Origin of the sequence: Pedobacter sp. CFBP9032, from assembly GCF_034045265.1 — a bacterium.
In the GTDB taxonomy this organism is placed as follows: domain Bacteria; phylum Bacteroidota; class Bacteroidia; order Sphingobacteriales; family Sphingobacteriaceae; genus Pedobacter.
The window spans coordinates 34,269-53,248 of the sequence record NZ_JAXCWE010000013.1 but is presented as its reverse complement, the minus strand read 5'-3'; the positions used below and the strand labels follow the sequence as shown (position 1 = coordinate 53,248).

Here is an 18,980-nt window from a genome sequence, read left to right as displayed (position 1 = left end):
ATGAAATAATTTTGTATTTTTGGGGCAACATAGCATATAAATAAAATGATATTGTTTGTGGCAATGGTTTGATAAGGGCCTGTCTATACAATTTCATAAACTACCTACACATGAAGTTTAAACATTTACTTAAGGCCATTTTAATTTTTTGCGCCTTTATCCTTTCCCAACCTCTATATGCTCAAACCAATTATGCCGATGTAAAGGTTGATGAACTGAGTGATGCCAAAATCAGGGAATTGATGCAGCGTGCAGAATCTATTGGTTACAATGATGCCCAACTGGAGCAGCTTGCGCTGGCACAGGGGATGCCACAAACAGAAATAGAAAAACTTCGCGTACGGGTAGAGAAAATCAGGCAGCAGGATGGAACAGAAAATACTGGTGCTAACGATCCAACTTTAAGTAAACCCTTTACTGATATCAATCGTACCAGAGTAAATACATCACAAACAAAAATTGATTCCCTTAAACGAATTAACTCGGCGTTATCAAGCAAAGCATTGGCGAATACGATAGTTCCTAATAAAATAAAAATCTTTGGCGAAGAACTTTTTGGTATGAGTACGCAAACATTTGAGCCTAATTTAAGGATGGCTACACCTAAAAGCTATGTAATTGGCCCGGATGATGAGTTATTGATAGATATTACGGGAGATAATGAGGTAAGCTACAAGTCTAAGGTTAGTCCGGATGGTACCATCCGAGTGCAGTATGTTGGACTCATTTCTGTAGGTGGTTTAACGATTGAACAGGCGACATCAAAAATAAAAGCATCTCTCTCAGGAACCTATCCAGCGTTACGATCCGGACGAACATCTGTATCAGTAACACTTGGTAATATTAAAAGCATCACTATTACTGTTGTAGGCGAGGCGGTAAAACCAGGATCATATACAGTATCTTCTCTTTCTTCTTTGTTCAATGTTCTAAGTACTTCAGGCGGACCAAATAGTAACGGAACTTACCGGAATATCCAGGTGATCAGGAATAATAAGGTGATTTATACTGTGGATATTTATGACTTTTTATTAAATGGAATTCAAAAGGGTAATATTCGCCTGCAAGATCAGGATGTGATCAATATTCCAGTATATCAAACGCGAATAGAGTTATCAGGAGAGGTTAAAAGACCTGCTTTTTTCGAAATTAAAGACGGTGAAACATTGGCTGATGCTTTACGTTTTGCTGGTGGCTTTGCCAATGATGCTTATTCCGCACAGATTAAAGTATTGCAAAATACCAATAGGGAACGTAAAATTACAGATGTTCCGGAATCAGAATTTGGCACTTACAAACCCAAAAATGGGGATAAATATGTTGTGGATCGGATTCTAGACCGCTTTGCTAATCGCGTTGAGATTGAAGGAGCTGTTTTCCGTCCGGGTCAATATGAGCTGGATAATCAGTTAACGCTTAAAAGCCTGATTGAAAAGGCCGATGGTGTGAAGGAAGATGCTTTCTTAAATCGGGGCTATATTTCCAGGTTAAATGCAGATAACAGTTTAGCACTGGTTTCTTTCGATTTGGGTAAAATATTAGCAGGTACAGAACCAGATATCAAATTACAGCGGGAGGACAAAGTTAGTATTAAATCGATATTCGACTTGCGTGAAGAGTTCAGGGTAACTATTCAAGGTGAGGTAAGGCAGCCAGGAACATTTGTATATGCAGATGGGATGAATCTGGAATCATTGATTCAGATGTCTGGTGGTTTTAAAGAGGGTGCAACTCCAAACCGGATTGAAATTTCCAGAAGGATTAAGAATAGTGACGCAATGTCTGCATCTGCACAAACAGCAGAGGTTTTTACTGTAAATGTAGACGCAGATTTGAAACTACAAGATCAAGGCTTTATGTTGAAACCGTTTGATATTGTTTCGATCAGAACTTCAGAAAGCTATCATGTACAGCGTCAAATCAAAATAGAAGGAGAGGTTTTATACCCCGGGGTATATACGATTACCAAAAAAGATGAAAGAATTTCAGATATTATTAAAAGAGCAGGTGGATTAAGTCCATTAGCCTATGTAGAAGGAGCATCTTTGCGAAGAAGCGGTAAAGGAGATCTGAGAATGGATAGTTTAGAGGCTAGAAGAGAAGAAAGGGAAAAATTATTGAATCTTCAACGCTTAAAACAATCTGGTGCCAGAGATACCACCAGCCTGGATAAAGATCTGGAGATTTTAAGAAGCGATCTGGTAGGGATTGACCTTAAAAAAATAATGAATAAGCCTTTATCACGTTATGATTTAATTGTAGAAAATGAAGATGTAATCCGGGTACCAAAAGAACTTCAAACTGTTCGGGTTACCGGCGAAGTGTTGAAACCAAATAGCATCGTGTATACAAAAGGAAAGAGCTTTACCGGTTACATTAGTGGCTCTGGTGGTTTTAGTTACAATGCTTATAAAAAAGGGGCGTTTATTGTTTATTCAAACGGATCAGTTGCAGCAAACCGGAAATTTTTATTCTTTAATAACTTCCCACAAGTAAAACCAGGTTCTGAAATTTTTGTGCCTAAAAGAGCGGAAAGAGAAAAGCTTAATGCAGCCACTTTTATTGGGGTATCAACAGGTATCGCCTCATTGGCAGCCATTATTGTAAGTTTATTACGTTAAGCCATGTCTGAAACCAATCATAAAGAAATTACGCTGAAAGAACTGGCCATTAAAACAACTGAATGGTTATCTTATTTGAAGTCGAAATGGCTTATTATCATTTTAGGTTGTTTATTTGGTGTGGCATTAGGTTATGTTTATGCTACCTATAAAAAACCTAAGTATGTAGCGGTAAGTACATTTGCATTAGAGGATGCTAATGGAGCAGGTGGTTTAGGGCAGATGGCAGGTTTGGCTTCGATGGTTGGAATTGAAATTGGTACCAGCGGTAATGGTGGTGTGTTTCAGGGAGATAATTTAGTTGAACTATACAAATCCCGACGAATGATTCAACAAGCCTTGCTAACTTCATCTGATTTTGATGGCAAAAAGCAGTTACTTATTGAACGATATCTACAGTTTAATCATCAAAAGGATTTATGGGATAAGGAGTTGCTTTTAAATAAAACTGATTTTTCAAATTCTAATCGTTTAAAATTAACAAGAGTTCAGGATAGTATTGTTGGCGAAGTCGTAAAAACCATTAACAATAATTATTTAACTGTTACCAAGCCTGATAAGAAATTAAGTATCCTAAAGGTTCAGGTTACTACTAAAGATGAACAATTTTCAAAAGTCTTCAATGACGAGATTGTAAAAAACGTAAATGAATTCTATGTCTTAACTAAAACGAAAAAATCAGCTCAAAATGTTGCGGTATTACAACATCAAACGGATTCAGTGAAAAGAGAATTAAATGGTGCTTTGGCTGGTATGGCTTCGTCTACAGATGCTAACCCAAATGCCAATCCTTCGCGGCAGATTTTAAAAGTACCCTCACAGAGAAGGCAGGTAGATGCACAGGCCAATACGGCAATTTTAACTGAATTAGTTAAAAACCTGGAAATGTCTAAACTTTCACAGCAAAAAGAAATGCCCCTGATTCAAATTATAGATGAACCTGTTTTTCCGTTAACTAAGATTGCCACTACAAAAACTCAAGGGATGGTTGTTGGATTTTTTCTAGGCGGCTTTCTATTTTCTCTGGCTTTATTAGTGAGAAGGGGATTTTTATTGATGATCAAATAATTCATGTCTGTATTAAGGAAAAATATTGCCTTTAACACGCTCTTATCTATTTCTCAAATATTATTTCCGCTGATCACTTTTCCCTATGCATCCAGGATATTGGGGCCAGCGGGTATGGGGGCCATCAATTTTGCAGATAACATTATTACTTACTTTCTAATCTTCTCTGCCCTGGGCATTCCCATGTATGGGGTAAGAGAAATTGCTAAAGTGAAAGGCGATCCAATTGCATTGGGTAAGGTCTTTTCTGAACTCATTCTTATTCATTTGATTACCTCTTTATTATCAGTAGTAGCGTTGCTGGTCCTGAGTTTGTCTACACAACGGTTACTTGCAAATTTTCAGCTCTATCAGATTGGAATGGCTATTTTACTTGGAAATGTGTTCATAGCAGAATGGTTTTTTCAAGGGATTGAAAAATTCAAATACATTGCACTCAGAACAGTATTAATTCGTTTGTTTACGATTGTACTGCTTTTTGTTCTCGTTCATTCTGTTAAAGATCTAAATACGTATTACGCGCTCAATCTGGTGGCTACTGTGTTTGCCGCGGTAACTAATATGTATTCTATCAGCAAGATTATTAAAGTTTCGTTTAGGAATCTAGCATTTAAACATCATCTGAAACCGCTGTTGGTTATATTTTCAAATAGTATTATCACCACCATTTACCTGGTTTTTGATAGCATCATTTTAGGCTTTTTAACCAGTAACATCCATGTAGGTTATTATGCTTCGGCTATGCGAATCAGCAAGTTGAGTATGGTTGTTATTGGTGTTTTATCAGCGGTATTACTCCCCAGACTTACCATTGCATTTAAAGAGAAAAACTGGGAAGAGGCGAAGATGCTGCTGCATAAATCAATTAACTTTGTAATGTTTTTAAGTATTCCCATTGCTATTGGTACTTTCTGCCTTTCAGAAGAAATTATCAGATTATTTGCTGGCGATCAATACCTCCCGGCTGTGGGTGCCCTACAAATTCTGAGTTTCATTGTTATTTTTGTCGGGATGGCACAAGTATTTGCAAATGAGATTTTACTGCCCTTACATCATGAAAGGAAGATTCTTTACGCTTCGCTTTTTGGCATGGTGGTTAGTTTAGGCCTAAATTTTTTATTAATTCCGCATTTTAAAGAAAGCGGTGCTGCTATTACTTCTTTAACTACAGAATTTACCGTATCCATGGTATTATTTTATTTTTCATTTAAATTATTTAAGTTAAACTTTCCTTGGTTGGAAAGTATTCAGGCTATATGTACTTCCTTAACTTTTTTTATAGTGAAAATGCTCGTATTAAAAGTTACCACAGTACCTGTTCTGGTCATTATCATTACTGTATTGTTGTCTGCTTGCATTTATTTAGTTTCCCAATTGTATTTATGGAAGAATAAGCATGTGCTAGAGGTATTGTCAGGCTTTAAAATATTTAATTTTTCGGGAGGCAGTAGATAGTGGAAAAAAAAGCATGTGTGGTAATTCCGATGTATACCCTTGAGCTAAATGCTTTCGAACGTATCTCCCTGGAGCAATGTTTTAAAATTTTGACAGCGCATGATATTTTTTTTGCAATACCTGAGCATTTGCAAGATACCTTTGACCATTTTGAATATGTTGCAGATCAGCGTGCAAGATGTATAACATTTGACAGCACTTTTTTTGAAAACATAGACGGTTACAACCGTTTGCTTAAATATCCTGGTTTTTACAAATCATTTTTTAATTATGAATTCATGCTGATTCATCAGTTGGATGCTTTTGTGTTTAAAGATGAATTAGTGAAGTGGTGCGAAAAAGGATATGCTCATATCGGTGCTCCACTTTTTGAAGGGCACGATAAAGCGGCAGGCTCCGCTAAATTAGTAGGGCAAGGCAATGGAGGATTTTGCCTCAAAGACATTAAGGCTTGTTATCAGATTGTTTCTAAGTTTAAAAAGCTTCGTTTTAAAAGATCGTTCAATGTTGGCACAGCTAACATTGTTATCAAAATTTTTAGGTATTTAAAACATCAGATAATTTATATTTATTCGGGATATCCTTTTCAACCTATTATTAATGAAGATTTATTTTGGGCAGAGGTGGTACCTAATAACTTTCCTGATTTTAAGGTCCCATCACCGCAGGAAGCTATAAAGTTTAGTTTCGAAGTCAATCCGGGATTGTTACTGGCATGGAATAATAATGAATTGCCTTTCGGCTGTCATGCATGGTGGAAGTATGATTTAGTGTTCTGGAAAACTTATATTAATAACTTCGGATATAATATTTAGCATTATGAATCTTAAGGAGTCTAAAAAACCAAAACTAAAATTGCTAAAGACCGATGAGCATGAGTTCAGTAGAGATTGTATCGATGAATTTTATACTTGTATTGCTGGAATTGAAGGTGAGCGTGCTGTTATTACAAAGGTTGGGAACTTACGTATAAAAGTGTTTTTTATTGGCTTGTTCAGGAGGGTGGTTTCGTTTATCCAACCCAAAATCAGTATTAGCTTCAGTAAAGATATCAATTTTAGCGCTCAAATGGGGCCAGATCTAAAGATGTGCCTTCCCTATTTTCTCTATTCGACCAAAAATTTTATTTATATGTTTGATGGCTGGCCAAGGTTTCATCATGAACTAGGAAAGTTATTTGATCTTCTGAGCGTTAAAGCTATTTTCTTTTCATCAAGAGACGTTGTAGCTAAATTTCGGGCAAATGTTCATTCAAAGTGTAAAGCTTATTGGATCCCGGAGGGGATTAATGCAATCGAATATACTTTTGAAGATTATCAAAACAAAGATATTGATGTATTAGAATTTGGAAGGGCTTACAAGCCTTATCATGATCAGATTTTTGAAAGTCTAGCCGTTCGGTGTAAAAAACATCTCTTTTCAACTACAGATCAACCTATTCTTTTTAAAACCAAGTTAGCATTTAAGGTTGCTTTAGCCCAAACGAAGATTTCTATCTGTATACCATCTAACATCACACATCCAGCACGAGCGGAAGATATCTCAACCATGACCCTCAGGTATTTGCAATGCATGGCCAGCAAATGCCTGATTTTAGGTATTATGCCTGATGAAATGAATGAGTTATTTGATTATAAGCCAATAATTGAAATAGATATGCAAAATCCGGGAGAACAACTTCTAACAATTCTTGATAATTATGCTAATTACCATGATCTGATAGAGCGCAATTACCTTGTAGTTCGGGAAAAACATCAATGGCAAAACAGATGGCAACAAATAGAATACATTATTAGCACAAGTATATAATTATGGATGTATCAATAATTATTGTCAACTATAATACAACATCGTTAACTAAACAGAGTATCCAATCTGTTATTTCGCATACTATTGGTATTAAATATGAAATCATTGTTGTTGATAATGCATCGGATGATCGAAGTATAGAAGCTATTATTTATCAGTTCGAAAATGTAAAACTGATTTTGAATCAAAAAAATGAAGGTTTTGGCAGGGCTAATAATAAAGGAATAAAGATTGCCAAGGGTGAATTTATTTTTTTATTAAATTCAGATGCCTTTCTTATTTCTAATGCTGTACAATACTTTTTAGATTTTATGAGAGCGGTATCAAATCATCAATATGCGGTTTGTGGCGGGGAATTGGTTACAGGTGACTCACGGAAAACCGTATCATTTGGCAATTTCCCTAGTTTAATAAGTTTATTATCCATGTTTGGGCCATACATTTTTTTTAAGAAGGAATATAAACGGAAGTACTTGCTTGGCGTAGTGAACTATAATAATGAAATAAAGGAAGTTGATTTTATCTCTGGAGCTGCTATGTTTATCCGCAAAAGTGTGGTTGATGCGGTGGGCGTTTTCGACAATGATTTTTTTCTATATTTCGAGGAAACTGAGCTCTCTTTTAGAATTAAAAAAGCAGGATTTAAAAGTGTAATTTTGCCAGAAGTTAAGATTATTCATCTGGAAGGTGGTTCTCAGGTAAGCGATAAATTTAATTATTTCAGGTATGAGAACTTTGCAACAGGCAGACAACTATTTTATAAAAAGTGTCATGGTACCTGGTATGCAAGGCTTGCAAAAAGCCTTTATTTTTTACATACCTTTCTATTGTCAATACTTAGATTAGAAGATGGCAATATTTTTAGAAAGCTGAAGATTATTTTGAAATCCTAAATGAAAGTGTCAACAAATAGCGAGGTTTTGGTTAGCATTATTATACCCTCTTATAATTATGCGCATCTTATTACTGAAACATTGGAAAGCATTATCCAACAAAGCTTTCGAAATTGGGAATGTATCATTGTAGATGATGGTTCTACAGATGATACAGAAAGAATAGTAAAGGAATTCATAGGCAGATATCCAACTTACCGTATTACTTTCCATCCGGTAAAAAACGGAGGTACCTCGGCAGCTAAAAATATTGGAATATCACTATCTAGAGGTAAATATTTCCAGTTTTTAGATGCTGATGATTTATTAAGTAAAGAGAAGCTAAGTATTCAGGTGGCGCTAGGGGAAGCTACAGGTGCTGGTCTTATATTTTCTACCGCCGTTTTCTTCACCGATGATCCATCCGGGCGTAAGTTTTTACAAAAATACCCTATAGGCTTTTTAGCACAACACAGCCTTCATGATTTTGAGCTATTGAGGCGTCTTGTAGTGAATAATGTATTAACCATCAACAGTCCATTGGTTAAAAAAGAACTGATTTTAGCTGCAGGACAATTTGATTCTACCTTAAAAAACAACGAAGACTGGTTAGTGTGGTTTAAAGTTGCACTTCTTCAACCCCATTTTATTTTTGATAACAATGACCGATCCATTGCTTTGATCAGGGTGCATGGAAATAGTGCTATGAATAATAAAATGAACATGTTTTTAGGCGAAGTTGTGGTAAGATCAAATATGGATCTATTACTTTCAGAATCGAAGACCGCAGATGAAATTACATTGTTAAAGAAATTAAATTTAGACTTACTTGCGCTCCATGAGGTTCGGTCTCTACAAATTTCAAAAGGTCTCCATTATATTTTCAGTAGTTTTGCAAAAAATCCGACTGCAAATTGGCGCTTGTTAAAAGACGGAATTTTAAAACTAGGCACCAGATTGTATAGAAATATCAAATAAATGGGCATCAAACCTTATGTATTCATCCTAATTATAGGAGCATTTCTTTCTTTAGATGTTTACCTTGTATTACGGTATGCCTCTTGGGGATGTTCTGTTGAAGAACTTATCCCTTACGCTGTGTTTCTAGTTACGGCAGAAGCGCTTTCTATATTTTCTATTATTCGTTTTGGCCAGATCATCAACCCTTTCACGATATATAGTGTATTCATCTACATTGCCGGCTTTTCGTTCTTATTCGTCTCGGATCGGCAACTTGGTTATGATTTTCAGTTTAGCCTGATTATGATTCTCAGTGTTGCATTCTTTATTCTCGGCGGGCTGATATCCATGAAAACTTATTCATTTAGTTTTAAGAACTATATTCCTCCTTTAAGTAGTAGGTTAAGTTTAGCTTTCTTATTACTTATTTTTATAGCTGGTATTGGCGTATTCATTATGGAAGTACGCCAGCTGGGTTATTTGCCCGTATTAAATTTAGGTAATGCAGCCGTATACCAGGATATCAATGAAAATGATGTAACACCCCTGCACAATTTCATCGTATTAAATTCGGTATTGCCAGCTATGTTTTACATTCTTTTCAAAAAGAAAACGCTTCGTTTCTGGCAATTTATTGCGCTGAGCCTGGTATGTGTTTTTATTATTCTTAATTTCTTTAGCAGGCAGATTATTGTACTCTTTTTCTTCTCTATGCTTATTGCCTATAGCTATTATAAAACCATACCCCTCTTAAAATTATTTTCTATTGGTGCAGCGTGTATTGTGTTGTTTATCATTTTAGGGCAACTTCGGGGCAGTTCATCTGATGAAGGGAATGAAATGACGGTGAATGAGTTTTTAAGGGATTATGGAGATATCACTAAGCCGACCAGCATTATTGAGAGTTACCTTTCTTTATACGGTGCGGTTAATTTTACTGTAGGTAATGATATCGTGACTAAGGCTTTACGAGATGAATATATGAGCTATGGAGTGTATTCAGCCAGACCAATCATTACCGTTTTGCCCATTGATAAAAATGCAATCTACCCCCCACTTTACAGCTCCTATACTAAAATTGCAACTTATGTTGTAGACCCATTCCTGGATTTCAGGTGGTTTGGGGTTGTGGTTTTGAATTTTCTTTATGGATTTTTATCTATGAATTCTTTCAAAAACTATATTGCTAAAAATGGCGAATACTATATTGTGGAGTGGTCTTTATTCATTTTCTGCATCTTTATGAGTTCTTTCACGAATTTCTACCATATGTTTTTCGTGGCTTTCTTTTTTATCGTTAACCGGATTGCCATTAAGTAAGATGAGTGAAGCGCCTGTTTTAACCCTCCTCATGGCCACTTATAATGGTGGTGCCTACCTGGAAAGGCAGCTGGAAAGTATTCTGGCACAATCTTATCCAACCTGGGAGCTGATTATCCGGGATGATCAATCCAGTGATGACACGCTAAAGATTATAGCAAGCTACCTTGAAAAAGACTCCAGAATTAAGCTCCTTAATTACGGAACGGCACATGGATCGGCCTGCCGAAATTTTTCTGCACTTTTCGACTGGGCGTATGCACATGATAAGGGTTATATTTTATTTGCCGACCAGGATGACATCTGGCTACCGCATAAACTAGAACGGTCTTTAGCAGGAATAATAAAGTGTGAAAATGCGTATCCGGCAGATTTTCCTTTACTCTGCTATTCCAATCTCCGTTTTATTGATGATCAAGATCAGCCGATAGCGGCCAGGTTACCACTGCCTTCCGAATTGAAGCTGGAAGTGCTGATGAATGAAAATTATGCATGGGGTTGTACGCTGATTTTAAACCGGGCTGCTGTCCGGAAGATCAAACATATTCCGGTTGATGCGGTTAACCATGATTATTACGTGGCCCTTGTGGTCTCTGCCTTTGGCAAAAATATTTTAATTAATGAGGAGCTGATTCTTTACCGCCAGCATCAAAAAAATGTGAGTGGTAATGTAGGTAAGATGACCTTCGCGAGTCGTTTTAACCGATATTTCAGGGATACGGAATATATGTTGAAGCCCCTGATTGATAACTACCGGTTGGTTCAGTCATTTTTTAACCGTTATCATACCGAAATTAATGATCAGCAAAGGGCCATGATCAGTGATTTTCTGAATACTTATCAAAAAAGCTTTCCTGCCCTGTTTGCAACCCTGTGGAAGCATAAGATTTTTAAAATAGGATTGGGTAAAAATGTGGTGTATTTTTACACTTTATATCTATTGCGAAAAAAGGTAATGGCGCATGTTAAAGCGGGAAGTACCTCATGAAAATACATTTTGATAATATTATTTACAGCCTGCAAAGGGCTGGTGGAATTTCTACCTACTGGACGGAGCTCATCTCGAGGTTACTGCGTGATGCGCATGAGGTCTCTTTTACAGAGTTGCCCCACCAAAATATTTCCCGCCAGGCTTTGGCTATTCCAACAGAATATTTATCTTCAAACAAGGGTAAGCGGGTTTTGCTCAACCGCTTCAAAACTTTGCCACTGGCCCAAGAAAAGGCTCCGTTTATCTTTCATTCCAGCTATAACCGCATTACGAGAAATCCAAATGCCCGGCAGGTGATTACCATTCATGATTTTGTGCATGAAAAATTTTATCGCGGGCTGCGAAGATACCTTCATCTTCATCAAAAAAACAGGGCGATCCTTGCTGCAGAAAAAATTATTGTTGTTTCGGAACATACCAAGCAGGATTTACTGCATTTTCATCCTTATTTAAAAGCAGAACAAATTTCGGTTATTTATAACGGGGTTTCTGATGACTTTTACCCATTGGAAACCCTGTCACCTTCCTCGTCAAAACCTTACCTTCTGTTTATTGGATCGAGGGCGTATTATAAAAATTTCCATTTTGCTATTGAACTGCTGCAGCGGCTGAGTAATTTTGATTTTTACATTGTAGGTTCGGCGCTTACTGACCAGGAAATCCGCTTGTTGAATCAAAAAATTAAAGGGCGATGGAAAATGTTCACCCATATAGATAACCAGCAGCTGAATCAGGTATACAATAACGCCTATGCTTTAATTTATCCCTCTTCTTACGAAGGCTTTGGCATCCCATTGCTGGAAGTAATGAAAACCGGAACTCCTTTTGTGGCGTTGAATAAATCTTCCATACCAGAGGTGGCTGGAAATGCGGGCATTTTGGTAGATGCACTTGATCTTGATGCTTTTGAAGCGGCAATACGCCGTATTGAGGGAAACGAAGCGACACTCCGGGCAATCGGGCAACAACAAGCCAGTCAATTTTCGTGGGAGAAATGTTACCAGGAAACGTTGCAGGTATACCATGAATTAGGACAATGAAGATTTCAATTATAACCGTCGTTTACAATAACCATAAAACCATTGAAACGGCTATTCAGTCTGTATTGGGCCAGCGTTATGCAAACGTTGAATATATTATTATTGATGGCCAATCGACTGATGGAACCCTTGATTTGATTCATCGCTATGGCCATTCTATCAGCAAGGTGATTTCTGAACCCGACCTGGGTATTTATGATGCCATGAATAAGGGGATACAACAGTGCACCGGGGAGGTCATCGGCATTTTAAATTCGGATGATGTTTATGCTGATGATCACGTTTTAAGTGCGGTAATGCATGCCTTTGGGGAAGACCAAGAGCTGGATCTGCTGTATGGTGATCTTGTTTATGTTAAAAACAATGATCTTAACCAGGTGGTGCGAAAATGGACTTCAAAATCTTATTACCCCCGGTTCTTTGAAGACGGGCATGTACCACCTCACCCTTCGTTATTTATTAAAAAAGCTGTTTATGACCAGGTGGGTTTATTTAACCTGGAGATGCGCCTAGCTGCCGATTATGAATTTATGCTGCGGCTGTTTAAGCTTCATCCCTATAAAAGCAAATATTTAAACCGCCTGTTTGTGAAAATGCGTTTAGGCGGTGCCACTAATGCGAGTATTAAAAATATTATTAACGGTAACCTGGAGATATTAAGGGCCTGGAAAATCAATCATTTGAAGGCGCCTTTTCTGCTGATGCCCAAGAGAATTGCCAAGAGATTAATTCAGTTTGCGAAATGAGGATCATATTAACGGGTGCAAATGGTTTTTTAGGGAAAGCGATTTACCGCCATTTTGCGGAAGAGACTGTATTCAGGTTAGGCAGAACCGAAGGTGAGGTGATTGGTGACCTGGCATATGATCTGCCTGAATTCCCCGTTGCTGAGCTGGTGATTCATGCTGCCGGGAAAGCACATTCTGTGCCGCAAACAGCGGAGGAGAAGGAAGCTTTTTACCAGGTCAATGTAGCCGGTACTAAACGTTTGCTTAGTGCTTTAAGCAACTTAGCTACCTTACCCAAATATTTTGTGTTCATTAGCTCTGTTGCTGTTTATGGGTTAGCAAAAGGGGCATTGATAGATGAGGATCAACCTTTAGCGGCTACTGATCCCTATGGGAAGAGTAAAATTGATGCGGAAGCCCTGGTGACCACCTGGTGCAAAGAAAATGATGTGGTTTGCAGTATCTTGCGCTTACCGCTACTGGCCGGGCCAAATCCGCCGGGCAACCTTCAATCTATGATTAAAGCCATTCAAAAAGGATACTACTTCGACGTAAATGTGCCTGATGTTAAAAAAAGCATGGTGCTCATCGATGATGTGGCCACTTTTATCGGACAGGTTTACCAATTAGGGGGGATTTTTAACTTAACTGATGGTTATCATCCTAGCTTCAGGGAAATTTCGAACCTGATTTCTAAACAGCTCCATCGAAAAAATGCGGTGGTGATGCCTTATGCTTTAATTAAAGCGGTTGCATTTGTGGGTGATTTTTTAGGCCCCCGTTTTCCTTTAAATAGCAATAAGCTTGATAAGATAACGAATACTTTAACTTTTTCAGATCAAAAAGCAAGGGCAATTGCAGGCTGGCAACCTCAGGCAGTGCTTGCAAAGTTTACTATATGATTGATTTTACGCTGATTTTCTTTATTGTTTTTCTGTTTGCGGTGATGTTATTGTACCTCCGCCTGGCCGAAAAAAATAACATTATCGACCGGCCCAATGCGCGGAGTTCACATTCCATTCATACCATCAGGGGCGGGGGCATTATTTTTCCGCTGGCCATGGTTTTTGAATATGCCTTTTCCGGCTTTCATTATGGCTGGTTTATATCGGGCCTGGTATTAATTAGTGGCATCAGTTTCCTCGACGACCTTAAACCCCGGGATGCTAAATTGCGGTTCAGCGTACACCTTATTGCTGTGGCGTTGCTGTTTTATCAGCTCAACCTCTTTCATTTCCCCTGGTATCTGGTTGCGGTGGCCTTATTTTTCGTTATCGGGAGTATTAATGCGGTGAATTTTATGGATGGTATTAACGGAATTACTGGTGGCTATGCCTTATGCACCTTGCTTACCCTGTTGTACCTTAACCAAAACGAAACCCTGTTTGTTGATCAAATGACGTTGCTGGTTGCTACCCTTGCGGTGCTGGTTTTTAACTTTTTTAATTTCCGGAAAACAGCGAGGTGTTTTGCCGGAGATGTAGGCAGCGTAAGCATTGCGTTTATTCTGCTTTTTTTTATTTTAAAATTGATTATCGCTACTGATGACCTGAGCTATATTTTACTCCTACTGGTTTATGGGCTGGATGTGGTGAGTACTATCTTCTTTCGGTTGATCAGAAAAGAAAATATCAGTGAAGCGCACCGGACACATTTCTATCAATTTCTGGCCAATGAGAAAAAAATACCTCATTTAACTGTGGCTGCGGGGTATTGCCTGGTGCAGTTGGGGGTGAACATTTGGTTAATTTGCTATTCCCTAAACAATTTATCTTATCTTGCGCTGATTTTAATTATAACAGGTACGTTTATTGTGGTGCTGCGGTTGATCATTCAAGGCAAAGGCCAGTTGATTTACCGCAATCATGCAGATAATAGTTAAGAAAACCCGGTGTTTAGCAAAGTTAATATAGTACCCCGCTGGCTCATTTTCATCATAGATTTGATGATTTGCCTGATCTCCCTCGGAGTGGCCTATTTTATTAGGTATAATTTTGACCTCACCGATTTAGATGTGATCTATTTTAGCCGCAGTGCTTTAGTGACCATTGCCATCAATATTATTGTTTTTCTTTCTGTAAAATCCTATAGCGGGATTATCCGGTATACCAGTGCCCAGGATACCTTGCGCATTTTGTTTGCGGTGGTTCTGAGTAGTGCCGTTTTATTTGTTTTAAATGTAACCATTCTTGCTTTTACCACTAAGATGCTCATCTCCAATATTATTGTAGTGGTATATGGTTTGGTGAGTTTTGTGTTGCTTATTACTTACAGAATCCTGATTAAGTACTTTTTTACCTACGTCAAAAACCTGAACCTTGATAAAATGCGGGTGGTGATTTATGGTGCCGGTGAAGCGGGAGTAGCTACTAAAAGAACATTCGATCATGATAACCGTGTAAATAAAAATATTGTTGCCTTCGTAGATGATGATGTGCGGAAAGTGGGTAAGACCATTGATGGCGTAAAGATTTTAGATGCAAAGGAATTAAAATTATTGATATCCAACAGGGAGATAGACGAACTTATTTTTGCTTCTTTCAGTATCCCGATCGAGGCTAAAAATGAAATTGTTGATACTTGTCTTGCTTACGATGTGGTGGTGTTAAATATTCCACCATCTAATGTCTGGATAGATGGTAAGTTGCAGACTTCGCAGATTCAAAATTTAAATATAGAGGATTTACTCAACCGCAAAACCATCGAAATTGATGTGGAAGGCATCCGCAGTCAGATTAAAAACAAAAGGATTTTAATCACCGGTGCTGCGGGCTCTATCGGAAGCGAAATTGTACGCCAGTTGCTGAAGTTTGAGCCGAGCCTGATTATCTTAAATGACCAGTCTGAAACTGCGTTGCACGATCTTTACCTGGAGCTGGAAGAGTCTAATCAGCAGTCTAATTATCATGCCGCTGTAGGTGACGCCAGAGATATTAAAAGGATGGAACATTTGTTTCAAACCTATAAGCCACACTTTGTTTATCATGCGGCTGCTTATAAACATGTGCCTTTAATGGAAGATAACCCTTGCGAAGCCATTAAAACCAATGTGCTGGGCACGAAGATCGTGGCCGACCTTTCTGTAAAATACGGCGTACGCAAGTTTGTGATGATTTCTACTGATAAGGCGGTTAACCCCACCAACATTATGGGTGCCTCTAAAAGAATTGCAGAGATTTATGTACAATCTTTAAACAATACCTTAATTAATCACACTCATATTTTTAGTAACGGATTAAGCTATATCAATGAGCTGAATGTTAAGCCGATTACCAAGTTTATCACCACGCGGTTTGGTAATGTGCTGGGCTCCAACGGTTCGGTGATTCCCCGATTTAAACAGCAGATTGAAAAAGGGGGACCGGTTACGGTTACGCACCCGGAAATTACCCGTTATTTTATGACCATTCCTGAGGCCTGCCGTTTGGTTTTAGAGGCAGGAAATATGGGTGTAGGTGGTGAAATTTTCATCTTCGATATGGGTAAATCGGTTAAAATTGTGGAGCTGGCTAAAAAAATGATCCGCCTGGCCGGACTAATACCGAACCAGGATATCAAGATTCAGTATACTGGTCTTCGCCCGGGAGAAAAACTATTTGAAGAACTTTTAAATGATAATGAAAATACCATGCCTACCCACCACCATAAAATTATGATCGGGAAGGTGAGGGAATATATATTTAATGATGTAGAACAACATATTTACAAATTAATTAACTGTGCTAAAGTGAATGATAACAGGCAAGTGGTGGTGATGATGAAACAACTGGTGCAGGAATACAAAAGCAATAATTCCATTTACGAAGAACTAGACCATACGGATGAAAAAAACTAATACCCCACTTATAATCTTATTGTTTGCTATCCTTGCCTTATTCGCGTTGAATAATGTTGCAGTCGCACAAACACCAAACCAAAATATTCCTTATTCTTATCAGTTCTACCAGAAGTTAAATTCTTCGGTTTACGATATTAATTCTAGTTTCCACAGTTCTATCAGGGGTTTTTATGCTGATGACAGTGTGTTGGTAGGACAATATCAATCCTTAATGAAATTGGGGGTAGATAGCCTGAACAAAAGAAGCTGGATCAGAAGAAAACTGACGGATGAACACCTGGTTAATTTTAAAGGTGATGATTATAATGTTTATCTTGATTTCTTGCCCGATTTTCAAATCGGAAGGGAGTTTAAAGAAAGTAAAACGACCTGGTTAAATACCAGGGGGTTCCAGATTGGTGGCGATATTGGCAAGCAATTTTCTTTTTATGCCAGTGCTTATGAGAATCAGGGTGTTTTTGCCAATTACGTAACTGATTTCATTAATACGAACCAGGTTGTACCGAGTGAGATGACCGGAAAACTGGATGGCAAAACCAAAGACTGGTCGTATGCTACGGCTTTGCTTTCCTTCACGGCTAACAAACACCTGAACCTTGCCCTGGGTTATGATAAAAATTTTATTGGAGATGGTTACCGTTCGATGTTGCTTTCTGATGTGGCTGCAAATTACTCTTTTTTAAGGATGAGGGCTACGTTAGGGAATGTGCAGTATCAAACCATCTTTGCTTATATGTTAGACCCGGGCGCGGAGCGGTTTACAACAGACCGGAGGTTGGGTGATCGTGGGAAGTGGATGGCTGCTCATTACCTGGACTGGAACATTACCAAACGTTTCTCTGCAGGCTTTTTCCAGGCTGTAACCTGGGCGGATGCGGAGAAAGAAGGGAAGAGAGGGTTCGATTTTAATTACGCTCACCCCTTTATTTTCCTGCGTTCTGTAGAAAGTGCCAATACCACCTCTCCGGATAAAATGCGTTTAGGTGTTAACTTAAAATACGAGATCCTGGATAAGACTACTGTTTATGGTCAGTTTATGTTTGATGAATTTACAGCTAAAGAAATTTTTTCCAGCAATGGCTACTGGGCCAATAAACATGCCATCCAGGTGGGTTTCAGGGGTTCTGATTTGTTTAAGGTGCCCCGTTTAAATTACCTTGCAGAATTTAACACAGCTAAACCTTATACCTATGCACACTTTGACCGGGTATCTAACTACGCGGCCATGAACCAGCCCCTGGCACATCCTTTTGGTGCTAATTTCAGGGAGTTTTTGGGCTTGTTGAATTATAGCTACAAGCGGTTTGATTTTCAGGGCCAAATGATTTATGCTAATTATGGTGCTGATCCGGCAGGTTTAAATTACGGGAAGAATATCTTTTTAAGTTATGAAACGCGGGTTCAGGATTATGGGGTAAGTACCGGGCAGGGCATTAAAACGAATTTATTCTTTACAGAAGCCAAGGTTTCTTATCTGATCAATCCAAAGTATAATCTTCGTGCTGAAATAGGTGGAATTATCAGAAGGGAATCGTCTTCACTCAGTAATCAGAATACTGGCTTGGTTACCTTTGGTTTAAGAAGTACGTTTAGGAATTTATACAGGGACTTTTAATTGCTACCTGAGTTTTTGAAGCGTTTTTTCATTGGTCGTTTGCCGTTGTTCTTGTTTTGTTTGATGGGATACTAGGATCAAAAAATCTTCAGTGGGAAGAAGCATGATAGCCTGCCCCGATCTTTCGGGGAAGCAATCTGATTTGCAAGGGTTACGGGTGGGTGTTCATATTTATTATTTTAAAAGGTATTTTTTGTCTTGGCCAGAGGGGCTTTTTTCTTTTTCTTGATAAAAAGAAACAAAAATCAAGGCTTGCATCCTTTCTTGAATAGCAGCATCGAAATCCGGATGGCGGCAATATGAGGCTTAGTCCTTGCTGCAGTCCGGCCCTCGCTGCATATTTCCTTGGCTATTCGAAACCTAAAAGTTTGTACAAGCATTTCAATGTGCTTTTCTGCGAAATCCTGCCAGGCCGGATGGCGTGCTTAGGAGCGGGTAATGGTGGGTTTGATCGTTTGTTTAGCATGAGGACTGCTATCTGCCTATCAATACTTTTGTCTGGTTGGGAAAGGGCGAGATAATCTCTCAGAATGACAAATTACTGTACATCTGAAATCAAAAATCTTCATTGCAAGGAGGTATGATAGCCTGCCCCGACCTTTCGCGGAAGCAATCTGATTTGCAAGGGTTACGGGTGTGTGTTCATATTTATTATTTTAAAAG

Annotated in this window: 15 protein-coding genes; all 15 read left to right on the top strand. The window is 38.3% G+C overall.

Translation table 11 applies throughout. The features are described from left to right. Window positions 1–110: 110 nt before the first annotated feature. Window positions 111–2,621, top strand: coding sequence for an SLBB domain-containing protein (locus SOM16_RS19800; RefSeq protein ID WP_320465733.1), 2,511 nt, complete (start codon window positions 111–113; stop codon window positions 2,619–2,621). A 3-nt stretch (window positions 2,622–2,624) separates the two neighbouring features. Further along, window positions 2,625–3,689: a lipopolysaccharide biosynthesis protein gene (locus tag SOM16_RS19795; RefSeq protein WP_320465732.1), complete on the top strand. Its 1,065-nt coding sequence runs from the start codon at window positions 2,625–2,627 to the stop codon at window positions 3,687–3,689. A gap of 3 nt (window positions 3,690–3,692) precedes the next feature. Then, on the top strand, window positions 3,693–5,144 hold the full coding sequence (locus tag SOM16_RS19790) for a flippase (RefSeq protein ID WP_320465731.1): 1,452 nt from the start codon (window positions 3,693–3,695) through the stop codon (window positions 5,142–5,144). Continuing rightward, window positions 5,144–5,959, top strand: coding sequence for a DUF5672 family protein (locus SOM16_RS19785; protein WP_320465730.1), 816 nt, complete (start codon window positions 5,144–5,146; stop codon window positions 5,957–5,959). Before SOM16_RS19790 ends, SOM16_RS19785 begins: the two co-directional genes overlap by 1 nt. A gap of 4 nt (window positions 5,960–5,963) precedes the next feature. Then, complete coding sequence (locus tag SOM16_RS19780) at window positions 5,964–6,953, top strand: hypothetical protein (protein ID WP_320465729.1); 990 nt, start codon at window positions 5,964–5,966, stop codon at window positions 6,951–6,953. 2 nt (window positions 6,954–6,955) lie between these two features. Next, complete coding sequence (locus tag SOM16_RS19775; protein ID WP_320465728.1) at window positions 6,956–7,846, top strand: glycosyltransferase family 2 protein; 891 nt, start codon at window positions 6,956–6,958, stop codon at window positions 7,844–7,846. Next, on the top strand, window positions 7,847–8,803 hold the full coding sequence (locus tag SOM16_RS19770; protein WP_320465727.1) for a glycosyltransferase family A protein: 957 nt from the start codon (window positions 7,847–7,849) through the stop codon (window positions 8,801–8,803). Continuing rightward, window positions 8,804–10,105, top strand: coding sequence for an O-antigen polymerase (locus tag SOM16_RS19765; protein ID WP_320465726.1), 1,302 nt, complete (start codon window positions 8,804–8,806; stop codon window positions 10,103–10,105). Between the two features lies 1 nt (window position 10,106). Then, a complete protein-coding gene (locus SOM16_RS19760) occupies window positions 10,107–11,093 on the top strand; it encodes a glycosyltransferase (RefSeq protein ID WP_320465725.1) in 987 nt (328 codons plus the stop codon). Beyond that, window positions 11,090–12,136 carry a glycosyltransferase family 1 protein gene (locus SOM16_RS19755; protein ID WP_320465724.1) on the top strand — a complete coding sequence of 349 codons (1,047 nt, stop codon included), beginning with the start codon at window positions 11,090–11,092 and terminating at the stop codon, window positions 12,134–12,136. The genes SOM16_RS19760 and SOM16_RS19755 overlap by 4 nt, the downstream gene beginning before the upstream one ends. After that, entirely contained in the window at window positions 12,133–12,882 is a 750-nt protein-coding gene (locus SOM16_RS19750; protein ID WP_320465723.1) for a glycosyltransferase family 2 protein, read from the top strand. Before SOM16_RS19755 ends, SOM16_RS19750 begins: the two co-directional genes overlap by 4 nt. Beyond that, entirely contained in the window at window positions 12,879–13,766 is an 888-nt protein-coding gene (locus SOM16_RS19745; RefSeq protein ID WP_320465722.1) for an NAD-dependent epimerase/dehydratase family protein, read from the top strand. Before SOM16_RS19750 ends, SOM16_RS19745 begins: the two co-directional genes overlap by 4 nt. Further along, window positions 13,763–14,746: a glycosyltransferase family 4 protein gene (locus SOM16_RS19740; protein WP_320465721.1), complete on the top strand. Its 984-nt coding sequence runs from the start codon at window positions 13,763–13,765 to the stop codon at window positions 14,744–14,746. The genes SOM16_RS19745 and SOM16_RS19740 overlap by 4 nt, the downstream gene beginning before the upstream one ends. Before the next feature lie 63 nt (window positions 14,747–14,809). After that, window positions 14,810–16,699 carry a polysaccharide biosynthesis protein gene (locus SOM16_RS19735; RefSeq protein ID WP_414692281.1) on the top strand — a complete coding sequence of 630 codons (1,890 nt, stop codon included), beginning with the start codon at window positions 14,810–14,812 and terminating at the stop codon, window positions 16,697–16,699. After that, a complete protein-coding gene (locus tag SOM16_RS19730; protein ID WP_320465719.1) occupies window positions 16,686–18,317 on the top strand; it encodes a gliding motility protein RemB in 1,632 nt (543 codons plus the stop codon). The genes SOM16_RS19735 and SOM16_RS19730 overlap by 14 nt, the downstream gene beginning before the upstream one ends. Window positions 18,318–18,980: the final 663 nt, after the last annotated feature.